Source organism: Serratia sp. C2(1), from assembly GCF_036352655.1.
Taxonomy (GTDB): domain Bacteria; phylum Pseudomonadota; class Gammaproteobacteria; order Enterobacterales; family Enterobacteriaceae; genus Serratia; species Serratia inhibens.
In genome coordinates, this window is the sequence record NZ_JAZFBA010000006.1 from 104340 (window position 1) to 125245 (window position 20906).

Genomic DNA, 20906 nt, shown 5'->3' on the forward strand with positions numbered 1-20906 from the left:
TTTATTATTTCTGTACCAGCACGCAAATCGAGTGCGCAGCCTGGTTCCAGGCGGGTAAAACCGCCTGCGGTCCTTCCTGAGTAAAGGGGGCGACAACCTGCCACTCGCCCGCAGGCAACCTCATCTCCACCGCCTGCGGCGTGGCGTTAACCACCACCAGCCAGCGCTGCGACAGGCGGATCTGCAATTGCAAGTCTCCCTGCTCCCATTCCTGCGCCGCGGGCGGCTGCCCTTGGGCGTTCAGCCACTGCACGCTGCCGTCGCCCTCCTGCCACCAGCGGTCTTGCTGCAGGGCGGGGATCTGCCGACGCAGATGAATCAGCGCTGCGGTATAAGCGGTGAGCGAGTCATCCGCCTTGGCCCAGTCGAGCCAGGTGATGGCGTTGTCCTGACAATAGGCATTGTTGTTCCCCTGCTGACTGTGTCCATGCTCATCGCCGGCCAGCAGCATCGGCGTCCCCTGGGACAGCAACAACGTGGCAAGCAGCGCCTGCCGGCTGGCCCTGCGGCGTTGCACAATGGCGTCGTCGGCAATCGGGCCTTCAACACCGTGGTTGTTGCTGAAATTATGATCGCTGCCGTCACGGTTGCCTTCGCCGTTAAGCTGGTTGTGCTTACGGTTAAAACTGACCAGATCCTGCAGGGTAAACCCGTCATGAGCGGTCAGCATGTTGATGCTGGCGTACGGCGCACGCCCGCGTTGGTTGAACAAATCGCTGGAGCCGGCAAAGCGTTGGGCAAACTGACCCAGCGGTAAATCGCCCTGCAGCCAAAAGCGGCGCATATCGTCCCGGTAATGATCATTCCACTCGGCGAAGCGCCCCGGAAAAGCGCCCACCTGATAACCGCCGGGGCCAATGTCCCACGGCTCGGCGATCAGCTTGCAGCGCGACAACAGATCGTCCGCCAGCATCGCCTGGAACAGCGGCGCATCGCGATCGAACGCCGGGGTACGGCCTAGCACGCTGCCCAGATCGAAGCGAAAGCCGTCGACATGGCATTCGCCCACCCAGAAGCGCAGGCAGTCCATCACCCAGGCCACGCCCTGCGGTTGATCCAACCGCAGCGTATTGCCGCAGCCGGTGTCGTTAACGTATCCCCCGTCGGGGGTCAGCCAGTAATACCCCGGGTTATCGATGCCGCGCAGCGACAGCGTCGGCCCGTCCATGTCCAGCTCGGCGCTGTGGTTGAACACCACGTCGAGGATCACCTCGATACCGGCCTTATGCAGCGCCTTCACCGCATCGCGGAATTCGCGCAGCGGCGTCATGTCGGTGCGCAGGCTGCAATAACGGTTATCCGGCGCATACGGCGCCAGCACGTTATATCCCCAGTAGTTAATCAGCCCGAGGCGCTGCAAACGCGGCTCGGAGCTATGTTGTTGTACCGGCAGCAACTCCAGCGCCGTGATGCCGAGGCGCTTGAAGTGGGCGATCATCACCGGATGGCCGAGCGCGGCGAAACTGCCGCGCAGCACCGGCGGGATATCCGGGTGCAGCAGAGTCAGGCCGCGCACGTGCGCTTCGTAGATCACCGTTTTGCCCCACGGCGTGGCCGGCGGGCAATCCCCCTGCCAATCGTAGGCTTCGTCGATAACCACGCACTTCGGCATCACCTCTGCGCTGTCCTGCGGGTCCGGTCGGTCATAGCCGCCATGCAACTCCAAATCGTCCGCCACCGGCCCCTCGACCGCGCGGGCGGCCGGATCCAGCAGCAGCTTGTTAGGGTTAAACCGCAGCCCCCGCGCGGGATCAAACGGGCCGTGCACCCGGTAACCGTAGCGTTGACCCGGTTTGCCGCCCGGCAGATAGCCGTGCCAGATATCACCGCTGCGCGCCGGCAGCGGCAGACGCACCTCGCGCTGTTGCCCGTCAAACAGGCACAGCTCCACGCCGGTGGCGTGGGCTGAAAACAGGGTAAAGTTGATGCCACTACCGTCATAATGCGCCCCGAGAGGCGCGGCGATGCCGGGCGTCAGCTCAGTCATTGCGCCTCCCGCAGCAGGTAGATCGTCGCCAGCGGCGGTACGGTCACGCTAATCGAATGCTCGCGGCCGTGGTTGCCGACCGGTTCCGACACCACGCGGCCCTGGTTGCCGGTATTGCTGCCGTGATAGTGGTGCGAGTCGGTATTAAGGATTTCCCGATACTCGCCGGGGCGGGAGATACCGATGCGGTAATGGTGGCGCGGCACCGGGGTAAAGTTGCTGACGGCGATCAGCTCGTTGCCCTGCGAATCGTAACGGGCAAAAGCAAACACCGAGTTGTCGTGGTCATCCACCACCAGCCATTCGAAGCCGTCCGGGCGGTAGTCGCGCTCATACAACGGCGCCTGCTGCTGATAGCAGTGGTTGAGATCGCGCACCAGCCGCTGCACGCCGTGATGCCAACCATCCAGGCCTTCCAGCAGATGCCAGTCGAGGCTGGTATCGAAATTCCATTCGCGCCCCTGGGCAAACTCACACCCCATAAACAGCAGTTTTTTGCCGGGGTGCGCCCACATAAAACCGTAATAGGCGCGCAGGTTGGCGAACTTCTGCCAGGCGTCGCCGGGCATGCGATCGAGAATCGATTTTTTGCCGTGCACCACTTCGTCATGAGAAATCGGCAGCACGAAGTTCTCGGTGTAGGCGTACAGCATGCCGAAGGTCATCTGATTGTGATGATATTTGCGGTGTACCGGATCGCACTGCATGTAGTTGAGCGTGTCATGCATCCAGCCCAGGTTCCATTTGTAGTGGAACCCCAACCCATTGGCGTCCGGCGGCAGCGTGACCCCCGGATAATCGGTGGACTCCTCCGCCAGCGTCACCGCGCCGGGCCGCTCCCTGCCGACGGTCTGGTTGGTGTAGCGCAGGAAGGCGATGGCCTCCAGGTTTTCGTTGCCGCCGTAGTAATTCGGCACCCACTCGCCGTCGGCGCGGCTGTAATCACGGTAGATCATCGAGGCCACGGCATCGACGCGCAGAGCGTCGATGCCGTAACGTTCCATCCAGTAAAGGGCATTGCCCGCCAGATAGTTGCGCACCTCATTGCGGCCATAGTTGTAAATCAGGGTGTTCCAGTCCTGGTGGAAGCCCTCGCGCGGGTCGGCGTATTCATACAGCGCAGTACCGTCGAAATTCGCCAAACCATAGGCGTCGCTGGGGAAATGCCCGGGTACCCAATCCAGGATCACATTGATGCCGGCCCGGTGCGCCGCCGCCACAAAGGCTTTGAAATCGGCCGGGGTGCCGAAACGCCGGGTCGGGGCATAAAGCCCCAACGGCTGATAACCCCAACTGCCGTCGAAGGGGTGCTCATTAATCGGCAACAGCTCGATATGGGTGAATCCCATGTCCTTGACGTAATCGATCAACTGCACCGCCAGCTCGCCATAGCTGAGCCAGAAATTATCGTCGGTGTGGCGCCGCCACGAACCCAGATGCACTTCGTAGATGGAGATCGGCCGATCAAAATCGTTGGCGCGTTGGCGTTCCGGGGTATTTGCCACCACCTCCGGCAGCGGCGTCACCAGAGATGCCGTATCCGGCCGCATCTGCGCTTCAAAAGCGTAAGGGTCGGCCTTCAGCTGGGTATTGCCATAGCAGTCGATGATTTCGTATTTGTACAGTTGCCCGGCTTTCACCTCTGGCAGGAACAGCTCCCAGATACCGTTTTCACGGCGCAGGCGCATGGGATGGCGACGACCGTCCCAGAAGTTGAACTCGCCCACCACCGAAACGCGCTGGGCATTGGGTGCCCAGACGGCAAAGCTGACGCCTGCTACCTCGTCGAGCGTAGCGAGATGCGCCCCCAGCCGCTCATACGGCCGCAGGTGGGTGCCCTCCGCCAGCAGCCAGCCGTCGATATCCTGCAACAAGGTGCCAAAACGGTAGGGATCGTCGACGATCTGCTGGTGATTTTGCCAGCGGACCTCCAGTTGATATCGGAAGGGGGTTTTCCGGCGCGGAACGGTAGCGCTGAAAAAACCACGGGCATCGTCGCAGGCCAGCTGCACCACCCGCTTGCCGGTTTGCTGCTCCAGCAACCAGACTTCGCTGGCGTCAGGCAACAGCGCACGCACCTGCAGGCCATTATCGACCGCATGCATACCCAGCAGGGAGAAAGGATCGGCAAAATTGCCGGAGAAAAGCTGATCAATCACGTCACGATCGGGAAGTACAGGCATAGACTTCTTCCTTAGATTAAGAGCATGATTTATAAGAGGCTGCGTCTACCCTTCACCGTCCAGACCGCTGCCTTGCAGGCCGCGAGTTGACATCCATTGGGTAAATGATTAATCCATAGCCATTTTGGTTATCATGCAATTCATTCGGTATCTAAAGCGTGATTGCGGTCGGTTATTGATCAATTTTCAGCTTGCCGACCTGAATTTCCGCTCTTTATGCTTATTTTTAGTCGTCTTTTCAGCGTTGGCGAAAATTCAGTCGCCAATGCTTTAAGCATAGCCAATGTCTGTCAAAGCAGTGCCGTATTAGCATGGAAAATCATTCATTAAGAAAACTGCCAGCCCGCAGCGCCGTTGCGCTACTGCTTGCCGGAAGGAAGGCCGGTTATCGATGCGCGCCTTTCCCCTGGCAGCGACTTCGTCCATAGCGCGCCAAAACGGGGTAAAAGCGGAAAATAAGGCTTTGGGGGGCTGAAAGAGGCCAGCCCCCGGGAAATTCGTCAGCGTCAGTACCGAAAGCAGCCCGGCCAGACGCATCATTTCCATGTTTTGTTTCCGTCCACATCGTAGACCGTCCGCTGCGTCACGGTGTGGATTACCCATAGGGATGCTAACTCCCCTGTATCTGAGTTAATTCCAGTTACCGTAGGGGTACTTTTTCCCTTTGATAAAATCCTTTATGTCTTTGTCATATTCATAACCGTTAGAAAACCGGGTTACCCCTTTACAAAGCTCTAATTTATCCCCGGAGAGCGTCGTTATGACTGACGGTGTCACACGATAACTAAGTTCCCCCCTTGCAACACCACTTAACCAGACAGCCACTTTCCCTTCGGGAGCCAGACCAACTTGCACGTTTTTGTATATGCTGGGACTACGCATCTTTTCCACGACGGCGTTAGGGAGGGTCAGGCGGGTCTCATACACCTTTTTATCTATCACCGAGTCCCAGCAAAAAATAATATGCTTGGGAGGACGCTCAATGTGGTTCCAGTAGCCATTGAGTGCCCGAGCACTGTCGCTCCACCCACCGACAACGTCATAAAGCGCCTTTGTGCTGTCGAGAGTATTAAACTCATAAACCTTACCGTCGACATCCTGAACAATAGCAAACGTCACCAATGCGGGGAGCGCCTGAGGTGTGAAAAAATTAAAATTCCACTCTGTTGGAACATCGTTTTTGACTGCGGCAACGTTAGGCTGGCCTGCTCCTTGGCAGGCCGTCAACGTCAGAACCGAAAGCAGCCCGGCCAGACGCATTATTTCCATGTTTTATTTCCGTCCATATCGTAGACCGTCCGTTGCGTCACGGTGTGGATTACTCCTAGGGACACTAGCTCCCCGTATCTGAGTTAATTCCAGTTACCGTAGGGGTATTTTTTCCCCTTGATGAAGTCTGGAGTTTCCCCATAGTATTTATATCCATTGGGGTGCTTAGTTACTCCTTTGCAAAGTTCTAATTTATCTCCGGAGACCGTTTTTATGACCGACGGTGTCACACGATAATTAGGTTCAAAGCCTATGCCAAGTAACCAAACAGCTACTTTCCCCTCTGGGGCCAAACCAATTTGCACCGTGTTGTAGGTATTATTGTATGGATCATTGTGCCCGCTGGGCCGCTGCATTTTCTCCACAACAGCGTCAGGCAAAGTTAGGTAGGTTTCATACACCTTTTTATCAATCACCGAGTCCCAGCAGAAAAAAATCCGTTTGGGGGGGCGCGTTATGTGATTCCAGTGCCCGCCGGGCGCACGATCACGATTGTTCCACTCACCGATGACCTTATCCAAGTCCGGAGTGCTGTCCAGCGTAACAAACCGGTAAACCCAATCATCGGTACCGATGACAATGGCGAACGTCACCATCGCGGGTAGCGCCTTAGGCGTGAAAAAATTAAATTTCCACTCTGTTGGCACATCGCTTTTGACTGCGACAACGTCAGGCTGGCCTGCTCCTTGGCAGGCCGTCAATGTCAGTACCGAAAGCAGCCCGGCCAGACGCATTATTTCCATGTTTTATTCCCGTCCATATCGTAGACCGTCCGCTGCCAGCGTTCGTCTGGGCGATTGGTGAAGGTGACTAGTTTTGCCGGTTTAACCCCGCCAGTGACCATGCCCTGTCCGTCGCTTATCACGCTGTTCCAGTTGGCTGAGCAGTGGAGATATTTTTCCGCGAGCGCATGTATTTCCGGGGTGGTAAACCCAATGGCCGATTGACCACTACGGGCGGCACGGCCCATCACAATGGCCTTTTCACATAGGCTATTTAGCTCTGCTGGTATTGCAAAATCTGGAACACTGTCATCAATGGGATCGAATACTCCCGCATCAAGCATCACCCGTAGCACCACCTTTGACCAGTCATTACGCGTGGGTCTGTCGATAATCAGTGCCGCGCCGCTGCGCTTTTGCGGTGTGCCATAACGATCGGCAGACATTCTGTCGTCATGCCAAGCATTGATTTCAATCTCTACGGCCTGCAACACCGGGGTAATTGCCGGATAGGTGTCCATCACCGTGAGCTGCTCACAGGTCTGCTGATAAATCCACGTATGGCTGTCGGCGGTAGACAGGGGCACGGTTTCGAACTGGGGACGGGTAAGAAAATAGGCTTCGTGCTCGTCGGGATTGTAGCCGCCGCCAATGTCAGAGTGCACACCGGGTAAGGCCAATTCCGGCCACGCCGGTTTGACGCTGTTCAACGCGAAGTTAAAGCGGCATTCATGCTGTGCGGTGATGTGGAAAACCTTCTCCGCCACACCCGGACGCAGCACAATATTCACATCGCCGGTATCGGCGCTGTGCGGGTTGAGACCATTGGCCGGGGTGCCGATGGCCGCCACGGTATCAAATATCCCCAAAAAGCGGGTTTTACCGCCGGGGGTACCTGAGAACTCAACCTCACCCAGCCCGGCCTTAATAGCCGCAATAATGGCGCGGTCCTGACTGAACACCCGGTTGGCAAAATGCCGCGCCGTCGCTGCACCGCGACTGAACCCAAAAATATCAAACTGCAATTCTTTGATAATGCAAGAACGGGCAGTGGAATGTTTGGCTAAATAGTCTTGTATACCGACAACCAGAGCAGCGACCGCCTTATCGGTTTTGCTTACCACACCGGTTTCGCCTCTCCCGGACATCATCCCATAGGCGCTATCGCCTTTCCCGCTCTCCGTGCCGATCCCCTCGATATAAATGGCACCTTGTCCGTACCCTGTGTCTACGGTCAGTTTTTGGTTATACAACGTCCGGAGCCAGTGTATGTTGGTGTAGTAGCCGAGATGACTCCCGGCAGCAGTGCCGCTATAGCCAGATTTTAACTGTAAGCACTGAGCCTGAGCAGACAGTGCATCAACATTATCCATCCCAAAATGCTCACCAGTGCAGGCTTTTTGACGCTCACCGCTATTGATGGCATTGTTGCCGGTGCCGTCGAAGAACATCCCGATGGTCAACGTAATTTCGCGTTTCTTTTTCTTTGCCGCCTGCGCGTGCTGCTCAGGCTCACCGGGCTGCTGCGCTTTTTTCTCCGTGGCACGGGCGCGTTCAGCTGCCCGTCCGGCGTTACAATCTCGTTCATAGGTGTGCGTATCAACGGAGGGGATGAACCGCGCACGGCACGGACATGAGCTGTAACTGTCTAGAGAACCCGCCCACTCTTTCGCGGCTCCGCCCACCTCATAGGTATCACCCATACCGCCACAAACCCGGAACCGCCCCTCATGCTTCCCGCAGGTCACGGGGTCGTCCTCCCTGACCTGCTGTCGCTCGATACCACCGATTTCGTAGGTGTCGTCAGGTGCGCCGGAAAGAATCCGGCCCCCGCAGGTGGTTTTATCTAGGTGATACAGAAAAAATCCCGTCGCCATATGCCGTCCTTAGCAAGCCTGCGGTAAGCACAAAAAACCGTTCCCCATAGGGGTTCCTTCATTAGCCATTTCACCGAATTGCTCAGCGCTGAAAGGCGATTTATATTGGCAGGCCAGAACATCCGGGGTCAGTTCATTGGTGTAAAAGGGGTGTTTTGCATGTTGATTATCCTTAATCTAAACGCGAAATTAATCGCCAGCATAAAAACATGAGCGCTGATTATCCACATAAAAATTATGATTTTGCGGTGTTGGACCACATACGCATTTGCTCAACGCTAATGCCGCTTGAATGATGTCTATTGCAACCTTGCAAAAACAAAAAAGCCCGCAACCATGCGAGCTTTAAGGATTTTTACGTTTTAGTGACGCCTCTTGCGTTGCAACTAAATATCCACAGCAGAATACTGATCTATGCTTCAATCCCTTACTCAACAAGGCCTAAACAATCACCCATACAAATTGGGTACAACTTGGGGTACAGGTAAAAACAGAGCATACCCTTTTACTGATAACGCTCGGAGTTACCGACCACAACCCCACACGCTGTTATTTGATAACCGCTGTGATAGCTCACTGAGCCTATCACTGTCTTCGCTGATGGATATCAGCTCCAACTCAATTAATTACATCGAGTACAGGCAACAGCAGCACGTCACACCACTAGCCAGAATAGGGTCTTTACCCGGCTAATGATGGTTGGTGTGAGCTCGAATGTTAATAGCCGCCTGTAGACTGATCTGCGCTACTCAGCTTCTGCTCGAGTGCATAACACCGAGCCAATCTATTTAATCCCAGTTGCCATAGGGGTATTTTTTCCCTTTGATGAAATCTGGAGTTTCCCCATAGTATTTATATCCATTAGGGTGCCTTGTAACACCATCGCAAAGCTCTAATTTATCCCCGGATAGCGTTTTTATGACCGACGGTGTCACACGATAACTAAGCTCCCCCCTGGCAACTCCACTTAACCAGACAGCCACTTTCCCTTCGGGAGCCAGACCAACCTGCACGGTTTTGTACACGCTGGGACTACGCATCTTTTCCACGACGGCGTTAGGGAGGGTCAGTCGGGTCTCATACACCTTTTTATCTATCACCGAATCCCAGCAAAAAATAATATGCTTGGGGGGACGCTCGATGTGATTCCAGTAGCCGTTGAGTGCACGTGCACTGTCGCTCCACTCACCGACAACGTCATACAGCGCCTTCGTGCTGTCGAGAGTATTAAACTCATAAACCTTACCGTCGGCATCCTGAACAAGAGCAAACGTCACCAGTGCGGGTAACGCTTTTGGGGTGAAAAAATTAAACCGCCACTCTGTTGAAACATCGTTTTTGACTGCGGCAACGTTAGGTTGGCCTGCCCCATGGCAGGCCGTTAACGTCAGCACCGAAAGCAGTCCGGCCAGACGCATTATTTCCATGTTTTATTTCCGTCCATATCGTGGACCGTCCGCTGCGTCACGGTGTGGATTACCCATAGGGACGCTAACTCCCCTGTATCTGAGTTAATTCCAGTTACCGTAGGGGTACTTTTTCCCCTTGATGAAATCCTTTATGTCTTTGTCATATCCATAAGAAAAATCGCTTTTGGTTACCCCTTTGCAAAGATCTAATTTATCTCCTGAGACCGTCGTTATGACTGACGGTGTCACACGATAATTAGGCTCAGCCCCTATGCCGACTAGCCAGACGGCAACCTTACCTTCCGGAGCCAGCCCAACTTGTATGTTGTCGTAATACGTGGGATCCCCCTGATAATCCTTATGCACGCTGGGCTGCCGCATTTTCTCAGTGTCAGATTGAGCAAAAGTAAGCCGGGTTTCATACACCTTTTTGTCAATGATGGAATCCCAGCAGAAAAAAAGATGTCTGGGGGGGGATTTTATTTTATTCCAGTACCCGCTGGGCGCTCGCGAGTCGTTGTTCCACTCACCGATAACCTTATCCATATCGGGAGTACTGTTCAGCGTATTAAATCGATAGTCTGTACCATCCACATCAAGAATAACGGCGAACGTTACCAGCGCAGGCAGCGCCTTAGGCGTGAAAAAATTAAATTTCCACTCTGTTGGTACATCGCTTTTGGCTGCGGTAGCGTTAGGTTGGCCTGCCCCTTGGCAGGCCGTCAACGTCAGTACCGAAAGCAGTCCGGCCAGACGCATTATTTCCATGTTTTATTCCCGTCCATATCGTAGACCGTCCGCTGCCAGCGTTCGTCTGGGCGATTGGTGAAAGTGACCAGTTTCGCTGGCTTGACAGCCCCCGTAACCATCCCCTGTCCGTCGCTTATCACGCTGTTCCAGTTGGCTGAGCAGTGGAGATATTTTTCCGCAAGCCCGTATATTTCCGGCGTGGTAAAACCAATGGCCGATTGGCCGCTGCGAGCGGCACGCCCCATAACGATAGCTTTTTCACACAAACCATTAAGTTCTGGAGGAAGCCTTAACTCTGCATTTGTTTCTCGTATAGGATCAAAACTCGCTCCCGCATCCTGTGCCGCATCAAGCATCACCCGTAGCACCACCTTTGACCAATCATTACGGGTAGGTCGGTCGATAATCAGCGCCGCGCCGCTGCGCTTTTGCGGTGTGCCATAACGATCGGCAGGCATTCTGTCGTCATGCCAGGCGTTGATTTCAATCTCTACGCTCTGAAACACAGGAGCGATAGCCGGATAGGTATCCATCACCTTGAGCTGCTCACAGGTCTGTTGATAAATCCGGGTATGGCTGTCGGCGGTAGACAGGGGCACGGTTTCGAACTGGGGACGGGTAAGAAAATAGGCTTCGTGCTCGTCGGGATTGTAGCCGCCGCCAATGTCTGAGTGCACGCCGGGTAAGGCCAGTTCCGGCCACGCCGGTTTGACGCTGTTCAACGCGAAGTTAGAGCGGCATTCATGCTGTGCGGTGATGTGGAAAACCTTCTCCGCCACACCCGGACGAAGCACAATATTCACCTCACCGGTATCGGCACTGTGTGGGTTGAGGCCGTTAGCCGGGGTACCGATAGCGGCCACCGTATCAAATATCCCCAGAAAACGGGTTTTACCGCCGGGGGTACCTGAGAATTCAACCTCACCCAACCCAGCCTTTATGGCCGCAATAATAGCGCTGTCCTGACCGAACACCCGGTTAGCAAAATGCCGTGCTGCCGCCGCTCCTCGACTAAAGCCGAAAATATCAAACTGCAATTCTTTGATGATGCAAGAGCCGGTGTCGGAGTGCTTGCCCAGATAATCTCGAATGCTGGCAACCAGCGTCGTGACCGCCTTGTCGGTTTTGCTTACTACACCGGTATTGCCTCTGCCAGTACCCATCCCGTAACTACTATCACCTTTGCCACTCTCCGTGCCGATCCCATCGATATAAATGGCACCTTGTCCGTACCCCGTATCAGTGGTGAGTTTTTGGTTATACAGCGTATGGAGCCAGTGCACATTAGTGTAATAGCCAAGATGGCTTCCCGCTGCGGTGCCACTGTAGCCACGCTTTAACTGAACACACTGGAAATAAGCAGACTGAGCATCGGCATTATCCATCCCAAAATGTTCCCCGGAACAGGCATTAAGACTGGCTGCAGTATTATCAGCATTGTTGCCGGTGCCGTCAAAGAACACCCCGATGGTCAACGTAATTTCGCGTTTCTTTTTCTTCGCCGCCTGCGCGTGTTGTTCCGGCTCGTCGGACTGCTGGGCCTTTTTCTCCGCAGCACGGGCGCGTTCCGCTGCCCGTCCGGCGTTACAATCTCGTTCATAGGTGTGCGTATCAACGGAGGGGATGAACCGCGCACGGCACGGACATGAGCTGTAACTGTCAAGAGAACCCGCCCACTCTTTCGCGGCTCCGCCCACCTCATAGGTATCACCCATACCGCCACAAACCCGGAACCGCCCCTCATGCTTCCCGCAGGTCACGGGGTCGTCCTCTCTGACCTGCTGTCGCTCGATACCACCGATTTCGTAGGTGTCGTCAGGTGCGCCGGAAAGAATCCGGCCCCCGCAGGTGGTTTTATCTAGGTGATACAGAAAAAATCCCGTCGCCATATGCCGTCCTTAGCAAGCCTGCGGTAAGCACAAAAAACCGTTCCCCATAGGGGTTCCTTCATTAGCCATTTCACCGAATTGCTCAGCGCTGAAAGGCGATTTATATTGGCAGGCCAGAACATCCGGGGTCAGTTCATTGGTGTAAAAGGGGGTGTTTTGCATGTTGATTATCCTTAATCTAAACGCGAAATGAATCGCCAGCATAAAACATGAGCGCTGATTATCCACATAAAAATTATGATTTTGCGGTGTTGGACCACATACGTATTTGCTCAACGCTAATGCCGCTTGAATGATATCTATTGCAACCTTGCAAAAACAAAAAAGCCCGCAACCATGCGAGCTTTAAGGGTTTTCACGCTTTAGTGATGCCTCCTGCGCTGTAAGTGAATATCCTACAGCAGGATGCGCAGCATACGGCGCAGCGGCTCTGCCGCGCCCCACAGCAGTTGGTCACCCACGGTGAACGCAGACAGGTATTCCGGCCCCATATTCAGCTTGCGCAAGCGACCGACCGGCGTGTTCAGCGTCCCGGTTACCGCAGCCGGCGTCAACTCACGCATGGTCAGCTCACGGTCGTTCGGGATCACCCGCACCCAGTCATTGTGGGTCGCCAGCATCTGTTCGATTTCCGGCAGCGAAACGTCTTTTTTCAGCTTCAGGGTGAACGCCTGGCTATGGCAGCGCAGCGCACCGACACGCACGCACAGACCGTCAACCGGGATCACGCTGGAGGTGTTCAGAATCTTGTTGGTTTCCGCCTGGCCTTTCCACTCTTCGCGGCTCTGGCCGTTATCGAGCTGTTTATCGATCCACGGGATCAGGCTGCCGGCCAGCGGCACGCCGAAGTTATCGGTCGGCAGTTTGCCGCTGCGGGTAGCCGCAGTCACTTTACGTTCGATATCCAGAATGGCCGAAGCCGGGTCCTGCAGCTCTTTCGCCACGTCGGCATGCAGCATGCCCATTTGGGTCAGCAGTTCGCGCATGTGGCGCGCGCCGCCGCCGGAAGCCGCCTGATAGGTAGAGACGGAAGCCCACTCCACCAGATCGTTGGCGAACAGGCCGCCGAGCGACATCAGCATCAGGCTGACGGTGCAGTTACCGCCCACAAAGGTCTTGATGCCTTTATCCAGGCCCTGCTGAATCACCGCGTGGTTGACCGGATCCAGGATGATAATCGCGTCATCCCCCATGCGCAGAGAAGATGCTGCGTCAATCCAGTACCCCTGCCAGCCGCTTTCACGCAGCTTAGGGTAGATTTCATTGGTATAATCGCCGCCCTGGCAGGTAATAATAATGTCGAGCGCGCTCAGCGCGTCAACATCGTAAGCATCTTGCAGCGTGCCCTGCTGGCCGCCGAAGGCCGGCGCCGCAGAACCGTGCTGCGAAGTGGAGAAAAAGACCGGGCGAATGGCATCGAAATCGCGCTCTTCCGTCATGCGTTGCATGAGTACGGAGCCGACCATTCCACGCCAACCGATGAAACCAACGTTTTTCATAATAACTGTCCTGCCTTGGAGGATGACTACTTGGAGTTGTGTGCAATATCTCTCCACCTTACAAAATGTCAGCGCGGGCGCAAAGTGAATTTATTCGATGGGTGAGCGATTCTCAGCAATCCTTCTTATATACCCGCAGTCTTTCAAGCCGCAGCGGTGTTATCAGCGCTTGAAAGCCCTCGGGCATGGCCTGTGCACCGTCGGGATGGGCGGCGTGTTTTTTTAATTCTGAGGTAATAATGACAGAGATGATTTCAGTCACGGTATTGCTGTTTTTAATTATGGATCCGCTGGGCAACCTGCCGATTTTCATGTCGGTGCTCAAGCATCTGGAACCGCGCCGCCGGCGGATGGTGTTGATTCGCGAGCTGCTGATCGCCCTGCTGCTGATGCTGATTTTCCTGTTTGCCGGCGAAAAAATCCTGGCGTTCCTCAACCTGCGTACCGAGACCGTGTCCATTTCCGGCGGGATTATCCTGTTCCTGATCGCCATCAAGATGATTTTCCCCTCGCAGGAGGGCAATAGCAGTGGCCTTTCCGCCGGTGAAGAGCCTTTCCTGGTGCCGCTGGCGATCCCATTGGTCGCTGGGCCTTCGATTTTGGCGGCACTGATGCTGCTCTCGCACCAGTATCCGAACCAGATTTCGCATCTGGTGGTGGCCCTGCTGATTGCCTGGGGTATTTCCGCCGCGATATTGCTGATGTCGAACCTGTTCCTGCGCCTGCTGGGCAGTAAAGGAGTCAGCGCGCTGGAAAGGCTGATGGGGTTGATTCTGGTGATGCTGTCGACCCAGATGTTCCTGGACGGCGTGCGGGCTTACATGAAGTTGTAGTTAACATACTGGCGCCTGGCGGCGCCGGTATCATGACGCAGCCGGTTATTGCGGGGCTGCGACACTGCGAATGTAAGCCAGCGTATCAGCGACCACGCCGTCCAGCGGCTGGTTGATATCAATCGCATGCACGTCCTGCTCCTGCGCGCCCGGCTCTTCAAGCGTCGCGAACTGAGAAACCAGCATCTGCGGCTTGAAGAAATGCCCCTTGCGCTGTTTCAAGCGCTCTTCAATCACCGTCTTATCCCCTTTCAGATAGATAAAATGCAGGTTGCTGTTGCCCTCGCGCAGCCGGTCGCGGTAGCTTTTTTTCAGCGCCGAACACACCAGCAGCGACACGTCATTGGTGCGCTGCATAGCGAAAATGGCGTCGTTCAATGCCGTCAGCCACGGAGCGCGATCGTTGTCGTCCAGCGCGTGCCCGGACGCCATTTTGTTGATATTGGCGCGCGGGTGCAGGTAGTCGCCGTCCAGCATCGCGGCATGGGCCTGGTGGGCGACGTCGCTGGCGACGGCGGATTTACCGCTGCCTGAAACGCCCATCAAAATAAATACGTGGTGTTGCGGATTGTTCATAATTTCATGCCCTTATGGGGACTCACGCAGGTTTGTGCGGTGGATTGCGCCGCCCAATGCGCCCCAAACTCAAAATGATGCCCGGAGCCGCGCGGCATCCGATAGCCTCAGAATATCCTATGAATTTCAAGCTGCAGCCAACCACGCCGCAGCTTGAAAGGCGACGGGTAAATTATACGACCGTTGCCAACAGCAGGCAGCCCACCAGCCCGCAGACCGAGATGATGGTTTCCAGCACCGACCAGGATTTGAGGGTCTCCATGATGCTCAGGTTGAAATACTCCTTGAACAGCCAGAAACCCGGATCGTTGACGTGAGAGAAAATCACGCTGCCCGAACCGACCGCGATCACCATCAGCTCCGGGCTGACGCCGGTGGTGGCAATCAGCGGGGCGACGATACCGCCGGCGGTGATCGCCGCCACGGTCGCGGACCCCAACGCCAGACGCAGCGCCGCGGCGATGGACCACGCCATCAGAATTGGCGATACGTTGCTGCCTTCCATCAGACCGGCGATGTATTTCTCTACGCCGCTGTCGACCAGCACCTGCTTGAACGCGCCGCCACCGCCGATGATCAACAGCATCATGGCGATAATTTTGATTGAATCGGTGATGGTGCCCATCACTTCATCCATGGTGCGGCCGCGGTTAAGACCAAAGGTGAAGATAGCGATCAGCACCGCAATCAGCGTCGCCATCACCGGATCGCCGAAGAACTCGGCAAAGCGCAACAGCGTATGGCCCTTCGGTAGCACCATTTCGGCCACTGCGCGCAGTGCCATCAGGATCACCGGCACCAGAGAAGTGGCAACGCTGATGCCAAAACTTGGCATTTCTTCTTCGGTGAAGATTTTCGGGTTATACAGGCCTTCCGGTACCGGCTTGTCGATGCCTTTCAGGAAGCGGGCGTAGACCGGGCCGGCCAGGATCACCGTCGGGATGGCCAGCAACGTGCCATACAGCAGGGTTTTCCCCATGTCGGCATGGAAGATGGTGGCGATCGCCGTTGGGCCAGGGTGCGGCGGCAGGAAACCGTGGGTCACCGACAGCGCAGCCGCCATCGGCACGCCAACGTACAACAGCGGAACGCGCGCGGAGGCGGCGATGCTGAATACCAACGGCAGCAGCAGCACGAAGCCGACTTCATAGAACAGGGCAAAACCGACGGTAAAACCGGTCAGCACCACCGCCCATTGAATGTGTTTTTTACCGAACTTGTCGATCAGCGTAGTGGCGATGCGCTGAGCGCCGCCACAGTCCGCCAGCAACTTGCCGAGCATGGCGCCAAAGCCCATGATCAACGCCAGGCTGCCCAGCGTGCCGCCAACGCCGGCCTTGATGGAGCCGATCACTTTATCCACCGGCATGCCCTGTGCGATACCTACCGCCAGTGCGACTAAAACCAGAGAGATAAAGCCGTTCAGCTTAAAGCGAATCATCAGCAGCAGCAGCAACGCTACGCCGCCTGCAACAATCACTAATGGCATAATTTTTCTCCAACCCTTTTATCGCGACTCTCTTTACCCTAGACCGTAAAGCGTGCGCTTGTTGTATTTTCAGGCTCTTCCCCGGTGTCAGAAGGCGAGCTGTAGGTGGTACTGAGTCAAAGGTTCTGTCCCTGCTTGCAGGGGGCGATTTACTCGCCCCGCTCCGTGCGGCCGCGGCATGCTGCGCCCCTGCACGGTCATTGACCTCGTTGTTACCGGTATCATGATACCGGTAACAACACGAGTGACGGAATCGGGTAAACGACTAAAATTCGCGTTCTGGGATAGAGATCAAACTTACGGCAGCAATAAGCGGCAAGCGCACAGGCAGGAAGTGAAACGCGCCGAACGGCGCGTGGTTCAAAATGGGATTAGTTGAAAACGATCAAATACTGCCGCCGGGGATAACGGTAAAACCCACGTCTACCATGCGCGGACAGACGGTTTCACCCCGTAACCGCGCCAGCAGACGCTCGGCGCCGATTTGCCCCATCCTTTCACGCGGCGTCAGCACGCTCGCCAGTTTCGGCACCATCACCTGACCGATATCGTGGCCGTGGAAGCCGGCAATCGCCATCTGATCGGGGATCGACAATCCCTGACGCTGACACTCAAAGGTGGCGCCAATCGCCAGGTCATCGTTGGTGCAGAAGATACTGTCAATCTGCGGATAGTCGCGCTGCGCCTGACGCAGCAGTTCGCCGCCGGCGGAATAGGACGACGAACGCGCGGTCATGACGCTGTACGGCTCCAGGCCGGACTCGCGCATTGCCTGCTCATAACCCTGCTGTTTGATAATGGTACGCTCATCCTGACGTGCGCCGAAATACACCACGTGGCGGTGGCCGTGAGCGATGATTTGCTGAGTCATCTGGCGCGCGGCTTCGAAGTTATTGAAGCCCACCGCCAGATCAATGCACGGCGACACGCAGTCCATCAGTTCCACTACCGGGATGCCCGCCACCTCAATCATCTTTAGGGTACGCGGGGTATGGTGGCGTTCAGACAGGATCAAGCCGTCGATATTGTAAGACAACAGCGAAGTCAGGCGCTGTTCTTCACGTTCCGGCAAATAGCCGTAGTGCGCCAGCATGGTCTGGTAATTGTGCGCGTCGGTCACGCTCTCGATACCGCGCAAGACTTCGGCAAACACCTGGTTGGTTAACGACGGCAGCAGTACGCCAATGGCGCGGCTGGTCGAATTGGAAAGGATATCCGGCGCACGGTTGGGAATGTAGCCCAGCTCATCAAGCGCGACGGCAATTTTTTGCTGCAAGGCGAAAGAAACCTGATCGGGATTGCGCAGATAGCGGCTCACCGTCATCTTGGTCACGCCAACCTTGTCTGCAACATCTTGAAGTACCGGCCGTTTTTTCTTCATTATCAATGAACTGGCTAACCGTGAAAGGGCGTTCATGTTAGCAAAAAAAAACCGGGGCCGATATTGTTGGTTGCCGGATGGCTGAATGCAAAAAGGGCTCATCGCGTGAGCCCTTGATATTTACCGCTTAATCACACGGGCGGCAGATCGAACAGCAGGATTTCACTGTCTTCATCGGCCTGAATCGACAGCTCGGCTTCATCCCACACCGCGAAAGCATCGCTGGTGCCGGCCTGTTGACCGTTGATCACCACTTTGCCGCGTACGACCTGGATCCAAACGCGGCGCTGCGCCTCAATCTGATACGCCGACTGCTCGCCTTTGTTCAGCGCCCAGCGTGACAAAGTCATATCCTGGAACACCTTCAGCGAACCCTCGCGCGCATCCGGCGACAGCACTAACTGGCGGCCCTGCGGCGCATCGAACATACGTTGCTCATAACGCGGCTCCAGCCCGACCTGATCAGGAATAATCCAAATCTGATACAGGTGCAGCGGACGATCCTTATTCCCGTTGTATTCAGAGTGGCGCACCCCGGTGCCCGCACTCATGATCTGGAACTCACCGGCCTGGATCTGCTCTTTGTTGCCCATGCTGTCCTGATGTTCTACCGTGCCGCTCAGCACGTAGGTCAGAATTTCCATGTCTTTATGCGGGTGAGTGCCAAAACCCTGCCCCGCGTCGATCACGTCTTCGTTGATCACCCGCAGCGCCGAGAACCCCATAAAATCGGCATCGTAGTAGTTGGCAAATGAGAAAGTGTGCCAGCTGTCCAGCCAACCGTGATTGGCATGACCACGATCTTCTGCTTTACGTAAATAAATCATATTCAACTCTCCTCAACGTTTTTTTACAGTCTAGTCCCGGCAGCAGAATAAGAAAGCGTAAAAAACTCATCCCTCTGTTCAAAAAATTAGATGGATTCGAGAGGTCATTTTCAGCGGAGTTGTTGAAGACGCCAAGGGGCAAAAACAGGCAAAAAAAAAGCCAGCACCCGAGCTGGCTAAGTAACACTGGAAGCAATGTGAGCAATGTCGTGCCTTCGCAGGAAGAGTATCAAAGGGTGATGCTCTCCCCGGAACGCATCGCAATAATAATCATTATCATTCGCACCTGTAAAGCGTTATTTTGCCCCAGCCGAAATAATGTTGACTCGTTAGGATAAACGGATAAATTCAAAGGTTATTCAACCGGTAAGCAACAGGAGCAGCGTCATGAGTGAAATAGTGGTTCGTCACGTAGAAGCGGCAGATGCGCAGGCCTTACATCAGCTTTACTCTCAACCACAACTTTACCGTGACACGCTACAGCTCCCACTAGCCTCTCAAGAACTGTGGCATCAACGTTTAGCCAACCTCGAGCCGGGCACCCACAACCTGGTGGCCTGTATCGACGGGCAGATCGTCGGCCAGCTTGCCGTGATGCTGAACCAGCGCCTTCGCCGCCGCCATGTGGCGACCTTCGGCATTGGCGTCGATGCGCGTTATCACGGCAAAGGCGTCGGCAGCAGCCTGATGAAGGCGATGATCGATCTCTGCGACAATTGGGCAGCCATCGAACGCATCGAACTGACGGTGTTTACCGACAATCAGGCCGCCATTGCGCTCTACCGCAAGTTCGGCTTTGACATTGAAGGTACCAGCCGCGCTTATGCCATGCGCGATGGCGAGCTGGTGGATTCTCATCATATGGCGCGCTTTCGCAGCGAGCAGCGGGAAAAAGCGCATCATGAGTGATACGGAAAATGAATCAGGGCCGGTTAACCGGCCCTTAACCGTCAGCCGCCGCGCTTTTGTACAGACGCTGGCCTGCGTAACGGGTGCCATCGGCATCCTTTCTCCCACCACCTTCCTGGGGGCCGCCATGCCAACCTTTCCCGCCGTGCGGACCGGCGCCCGCAATCTGATTACCGATGTGCCCGGCCTGAAGGTCGGCGTCGCCCAGAGCAGCCAGGTACGTACCGGCACCACGGTTATCCTGCCGGATAGCCCGGCGATCGCCGCCGTCGACGTGCGCGGCGGCGGTCCGGCAACCCGTGAAACCGACGCGCTGGGGGAGGATAATCTGGTGCAAACCGTCGATGCGCTGGTACTGAGCGGCGGCTCGGTATACGGGCTGGCGGCCGCGGACGGCGTCGCCGCCTGGCTGGGGCAACAAGGCCGCGGCTACGCCCTGCGGCCTGCTCCGGGCGTGCCGGTTTCCCCCATCGTACCTACCGCCTGCCTATACGATCTCAACAACGCGGGCGATAAAAACTGGCAGCTTGACCCGCCTTACCGCCAACTGGGGATAGAAGCGGCCGGCAAAGCGGGCCACGACTTCCCGCTCGGCACCGTGGGCGCAGGCTATGGCGCCATGACCGGCATGGGCAAGCTGAAAGGCGGCCTCGGCTCGGCTTCCATCGTGGCGGCTAACGGCGCTACCATCGGCGCGCTGGTGGCGGTCAACAGCCTGGGTTCGGTGGTCGCTCCCGGTACCCGTGCTTTCTGGGCCACGCCTTATGAAATCAACGGTGAATTTGGCAACGGCGGTGCGGCCGCGCTGGCGCAGCTGCATGGCCAGGGCGAAGACTGGATGCCCACAGAGCCGACAGGCGGCAGGAAAAACACCACACTGGCCTGCATCGCCACCGATCTGGCGCTGACCCGGGTGGAGTTGAAACGCGTGGCGATCATGGCGCAAGACGGCATGGCGCGCGCCATTCGCCCATTGCACAGCCCGTTCGACGGCGACGTGGTGTTTGCCTTGTCCACCGGCAAGCGCGAGGTTCAGGGCAGCCGCGAGCTGGCGGTGCTGCAAATTGGCGCGTTGGCGGCAGACACGCTGGCGCGGGCGATCGCCCGTGGCGTCTACGCCGCTACTCCATGGCCCGGCAGCCAGGTCACTACCTGGAAAACCCTTGCCTGATCCCGGCAAATAAAAAAGGTGCCTTGATAACTCAGGCACCTTTTTATTTATACCCAAAATAATTGGAGCTGCATCCAGGCGGCAAGGGTGCTTATCCCGATGAGCTTACTCAAGTAAGTGATTCGGGTAAGTGCG

Annotated in this window: 17 protein-coding genes; 3 read left to right on the plus strand and 14 right to left on the minus strand. The window is 56.0% G+C overall.

The features are described from left to right. Window positions 1–4 precede the first annotated feature (4 nt). The 10 genes from glgX to asd form a co-directional block, all read right to left on the minus strand. The gene (gene glgX, locus V2S86_RS23115) at window positions 5–1987 is read right to left on the minus strand and encodes a glycogen debranching protein GlgX (protein WP_330764307.1); all 1983 of its coding nucleotides are present in this window, start codon (window positions 1985–1987) and stop codon (window positions 5–7) included. Further along, on the minus strand, window positions 1984–4170 hold the full coding sequence (glgB, locus tag V2S86_RS23120; protein WP_330764308.1) for a 1,4-alpha-glucan branching enzyme: 2187 nt from the start codon (window positions 4168–4170) through the stop codon (window positions 1984–1986). Before glgB ends, glgX begins: the two co-directional genes overlap by 4 nt. 306 nt (window positions 4171–4476) lie before the next feature. Further along, entirely contained in the window at window positions 4477–4716 is a 240-nt protein-coding gene (locus V2S86_RS23125) for a hypothetical protein (protein ID WP_330764309.1), read from the minus strand. Between the two features lie 84 nt (window positions 4717–4800). Continuing rightward, window positions 4801–5439 carry a DUF2931 family protein gene (locus tag V2S86_RS23130; protein WP_330764310.1) on the minus strand — a complete coding sequence of 213 codons (639 nt, stop codon included), beginning with the start codon at window positions 5437–5439 and terminating at the stop codon, window positions 4801–4803. 83 nt (window positions 5440–5522) lie between these two features. Beyond that, window positions 5523–6182 carry a DUF2931 family protein gene (locus V2S86_RS23135; RefSeq protein WP_126485829.1) on the minus strand — a complete coding sequence of 220 codons (660 nt, stop codon included), beginning with the start codon at window positions 6180–6182 and terminating at the stop codon, window positions 5523–5525. Continuing rightward, window positions 6173–8038 (minus strand): phospholipase effector Tle1 domain-containing protein, encoded by a 1866-nt coding sequence (locus tag V2S86_RS23140; protein WP_330764311.1) that lies wholly within the window; start codon window positions 8036–8038, stop codon window positions 6173–6175. The genes V2S86_RS23135 and V2S86_RS23140 overlap by 10 nt, the downstream gene beginning before the upstream one ends. A gap of 788 nt (window positions 8039–8826) precedes the next feature. Further along, on the minus strand, window positions 8827–9465 hold the full coding sequence (locus V2S86_RS23145) for a DUF2931 family protein (RefSeq protein ID WP_330764312.1): 639 nt from the start codon (window positions 9463–9465) through the stop codon (window positions 8827–8829). Between the two features lie 84 nt (window positions 9466–9549). Then, window positions 9550–10215 (minus strand): DUF2931 family protein, encoded by a 666-nt coding sequence (locus V2S86_RS23150; RefSeq protein WP_330764313.1) that lies wholly within the window; start codon window positions 10213–10215, stop codon window positions 9550–9552. Next, complete coding sequence (locus V2S86_RS23155; RefSeq protein ID WP_330764314.1) at window positions 10206–12086, minus strand: phospholipase effector Tle1 domain-containing protein; 1881 nt, start codon at window positions 12084–12086, stop codon at window positions 10206–10208. The genes V2S86_RS23150 and V2S86_RS23155 overlap by 10 nt, the downstream gene beginning before the upstream one ends. Window positions 12087–12481: 395 nt before the next feature. Further along, complete coding sequence (gene asd, locus V2S86_RS23160; protein ID WP_065506727.1) at window positions 12482–13585, minus strand: aspartate-semialdehyde dehydrogenase; 1104 nt, start codon at window positions 13583–13585, stop codon at window positions 12482–12484. Window positions 13586–13824: 239 nt separating this feature from the next. On the opposite strand from asd, the gene V2S86_RS23165 reads away from it, so the two are divergent. After that, complete coding sequence (locus tag V2S86_RS23165; RefSeq protein ID WP_004951434.1) at window positions 13825–14418, plus strand: YhgN family NAAT transporter; 594 nt, start codon at window positions 13825–13827, stop codon at window positions 14416–14418. 45 nt (window positions 14419–14463) lie between these two features. On the opposite strand, the gene gntK is transcribed toward V2S86_RS23165, so the two are convergent. The 4 genes from gntK to V2S86_RS23185 all read right to left on the minus strand — a co-directional run bounded on the left by gntK (window position 14464) and on the right by V2S86_RS23185 (window position 18691). Further along, window positions 14464–14994 (minus strand): gluconokinase, encoded by a 531-nt coding sequence (gntK, locus tag V2S86_RS23170; RefSeq protein WP_330764315.1) that lies wholly within the window; start codon window positions 14992–14994, stop codon window positions 14464–14466. A 172-nt stretch (window positions 14995–15166) separates the two neighbouring features. Then, entirely contained in the window at window positions 15167–16483 is a 1317-nt protein-coding gene (gene gntT, locus V2S86_RS23175; protein WP_004951440.1) for a gluconate transporter, read from the minus strand. 385 nt (window positions 16484–16868) lie between these two features. After that, window positions 16869–17864, minus strand: coding sequence for a gluconate operon transcriptional repressor GntR (gene gntR / locus V2S86_RS23180; RefSeq protein ID WP_065506730.1), 996 nt, complete (start codon window positions 17862–17864; stop codon window positions 16869–16871). Between the two features lie 131 nt (window positions 17865–17995). Then, the gene (locus V2S86_RS23185) at window positions 17996–18691 is read right to left on the minus strand and encodes a pirin family protein (protein WP_330764316.1); all 696 of its coding nucleotides are present in this window, start codon (window positions 18689–18691) and stop codon (window positions 17996–17998) included. Between the two features lie 387 nt (window positions 18692–19078). On the opposite strand from V2S86_RS23185, the gene V2S86_RS23190 reads away from it, so the two are divergent. Next, entirely contained in the window at window positions 19079–19600 is a 522-nt protein-coding gene (locus V2S86_RS23190; RefSeq protein ID WP_330764317.1) for a GNAT family N-acetyltransferase, read from the plus strand. Next, window positions 19593–20771, plus strand: coding sequence for a P1 family peptidase (locus tag V2S86_RS23195; RefSeq protein ID WP_330764318.1), 1179 nt, complete (start codon window positions 19593–19595; stop codon window positions 20769–20771). The genes V2S86_RS23190 and V2S86_RS23195 overlap by 8 nt, the downstream gene beginning before the upstream one ends. The last annotated feature ends 135 nt before the right edge of the window (window positions 20772–20906 follow it).

Excerpts from the sequence above, each read along its gene's own strand:
- glgX (WP_330764307.1), bottom strand. The coding sequence starts at position 1,987 with ATGACTGAGCTGACGCCCGGCATCGCCGCGCCTCTCGGGGCGCATTAT.
- glgB (WP_330764308.1), bottom strand. The coding sequence starts at position 4,170 with ATGCCTGTACTTCCCGATCGTGACGTGATTGATCAGCTTTTCTCCGGC.
- V2S86_RS23125 (WP_330764309.1), bottom strand. The coding sequence starts at position 4,716 with ATGGAAATGATGCGTCTGGCCGGGCTGCTTTCGGTACTGACGCTGACG.
- V2S86_RS23130 (WP_330764310.1), bottom strand. The coding sequence starts at position 5,439 with ATGGAAATAATGCGTCTGGCCGGGCTGCTTTCGGTTCTGACGTTGACG.
- V2S86_RS23135 (WP_126485829.1), bottom strand. The coding sequence starts at position 6,182 with ATGGAAATAATGCGTCTGGCCGGGCTGCTTTCGGTACTGACATTGACG.
- V2S86_RS23140 (WP_330764311.1), bottom strand. The coding sequence starts at position 8,038 with ATGGCGACGGGATTTTTTCTGTATCACCTAGATAAAACCACCTGCGGG.
- V2S86_RS23145 (WP_330764312.1), bottom strand. The coding sequence starts at position 9,465 with ATGGAAATAATGCGTCTGGCCGGACTGCTTTCGGTGCTGACGTTAACG.
- V2S86_RS23150 (WP_330764313.1), bottom strand. The coding sequence starts at position 10,215 with ATGGAAATAATGCGTCTGGCCGGACTGCTTTCGGTACTGACGTTGACG.
- V2S86_RS23155 (WP_330764314.1), bottom strand. The coding sequence starts at position 12,086 with ATGGCGACGGGATTTTTTCTGTATCACCTAGATAAAACCACCTGCGGG.
- asd (WP_065506727.1), bottom strand. The coding sequence starts at position 13,585 with ATGAAAAACGTTGGTTTCATCGGTTGGCGTGGAATGGTCGGCTCCGTA.
- V2S86_RS23165 (WP_004951434.1), top strand. The coding sequence starts at position 13,825 with ATGACAGAGATGATTTCAGTCACGGTATTGCTGTTTTTAATTATGGAT.
- gntK (WP_330764315.1), bottom strand. The coding sequence starts at position 14,994 with ATGAACAATCCGCAACACCACGTATTTATTTTGATGGGCGTTTCAGGC.
- gntT (WP_004951440.1), bottom strand. The coding sequence starts at position 16,483 with ATGCCATTAGTGATTGTTGCAGGCGGCGTAGCGTTGCTGCTGCTGCTG.
- gntR (WP_065506730.1), bottom strand. The coding sequence starts at position 17,864 with ATGAAGAAAAAACGGCCGGTACTTCAAGATGTTGCAGACAAGGTTGGC.
- V2S86_RS23185 (WP_330764316.1), bottom strand. The coding sequence starts at position 18,691 with ATGATTTATTTACGTAAAGCAGAAGATCGTGGTCATGCCAATCACGGT.
- V2S86_RS23190 (WP_330764317.1), top strand. The coding sequence starts at position 19,079 with ATGAGTGAAATAGTGGTTCGTCACGTAGAAGCGGCAGATGCGCAGGCC.
- V2S86_RS23195 (WP_330764318.1), top strand. The coding sequence starts at position 19,593 with ATGAGTGATACGGAAAATGAATCAGGGCCGGTTAACCGGCCCTTAACC.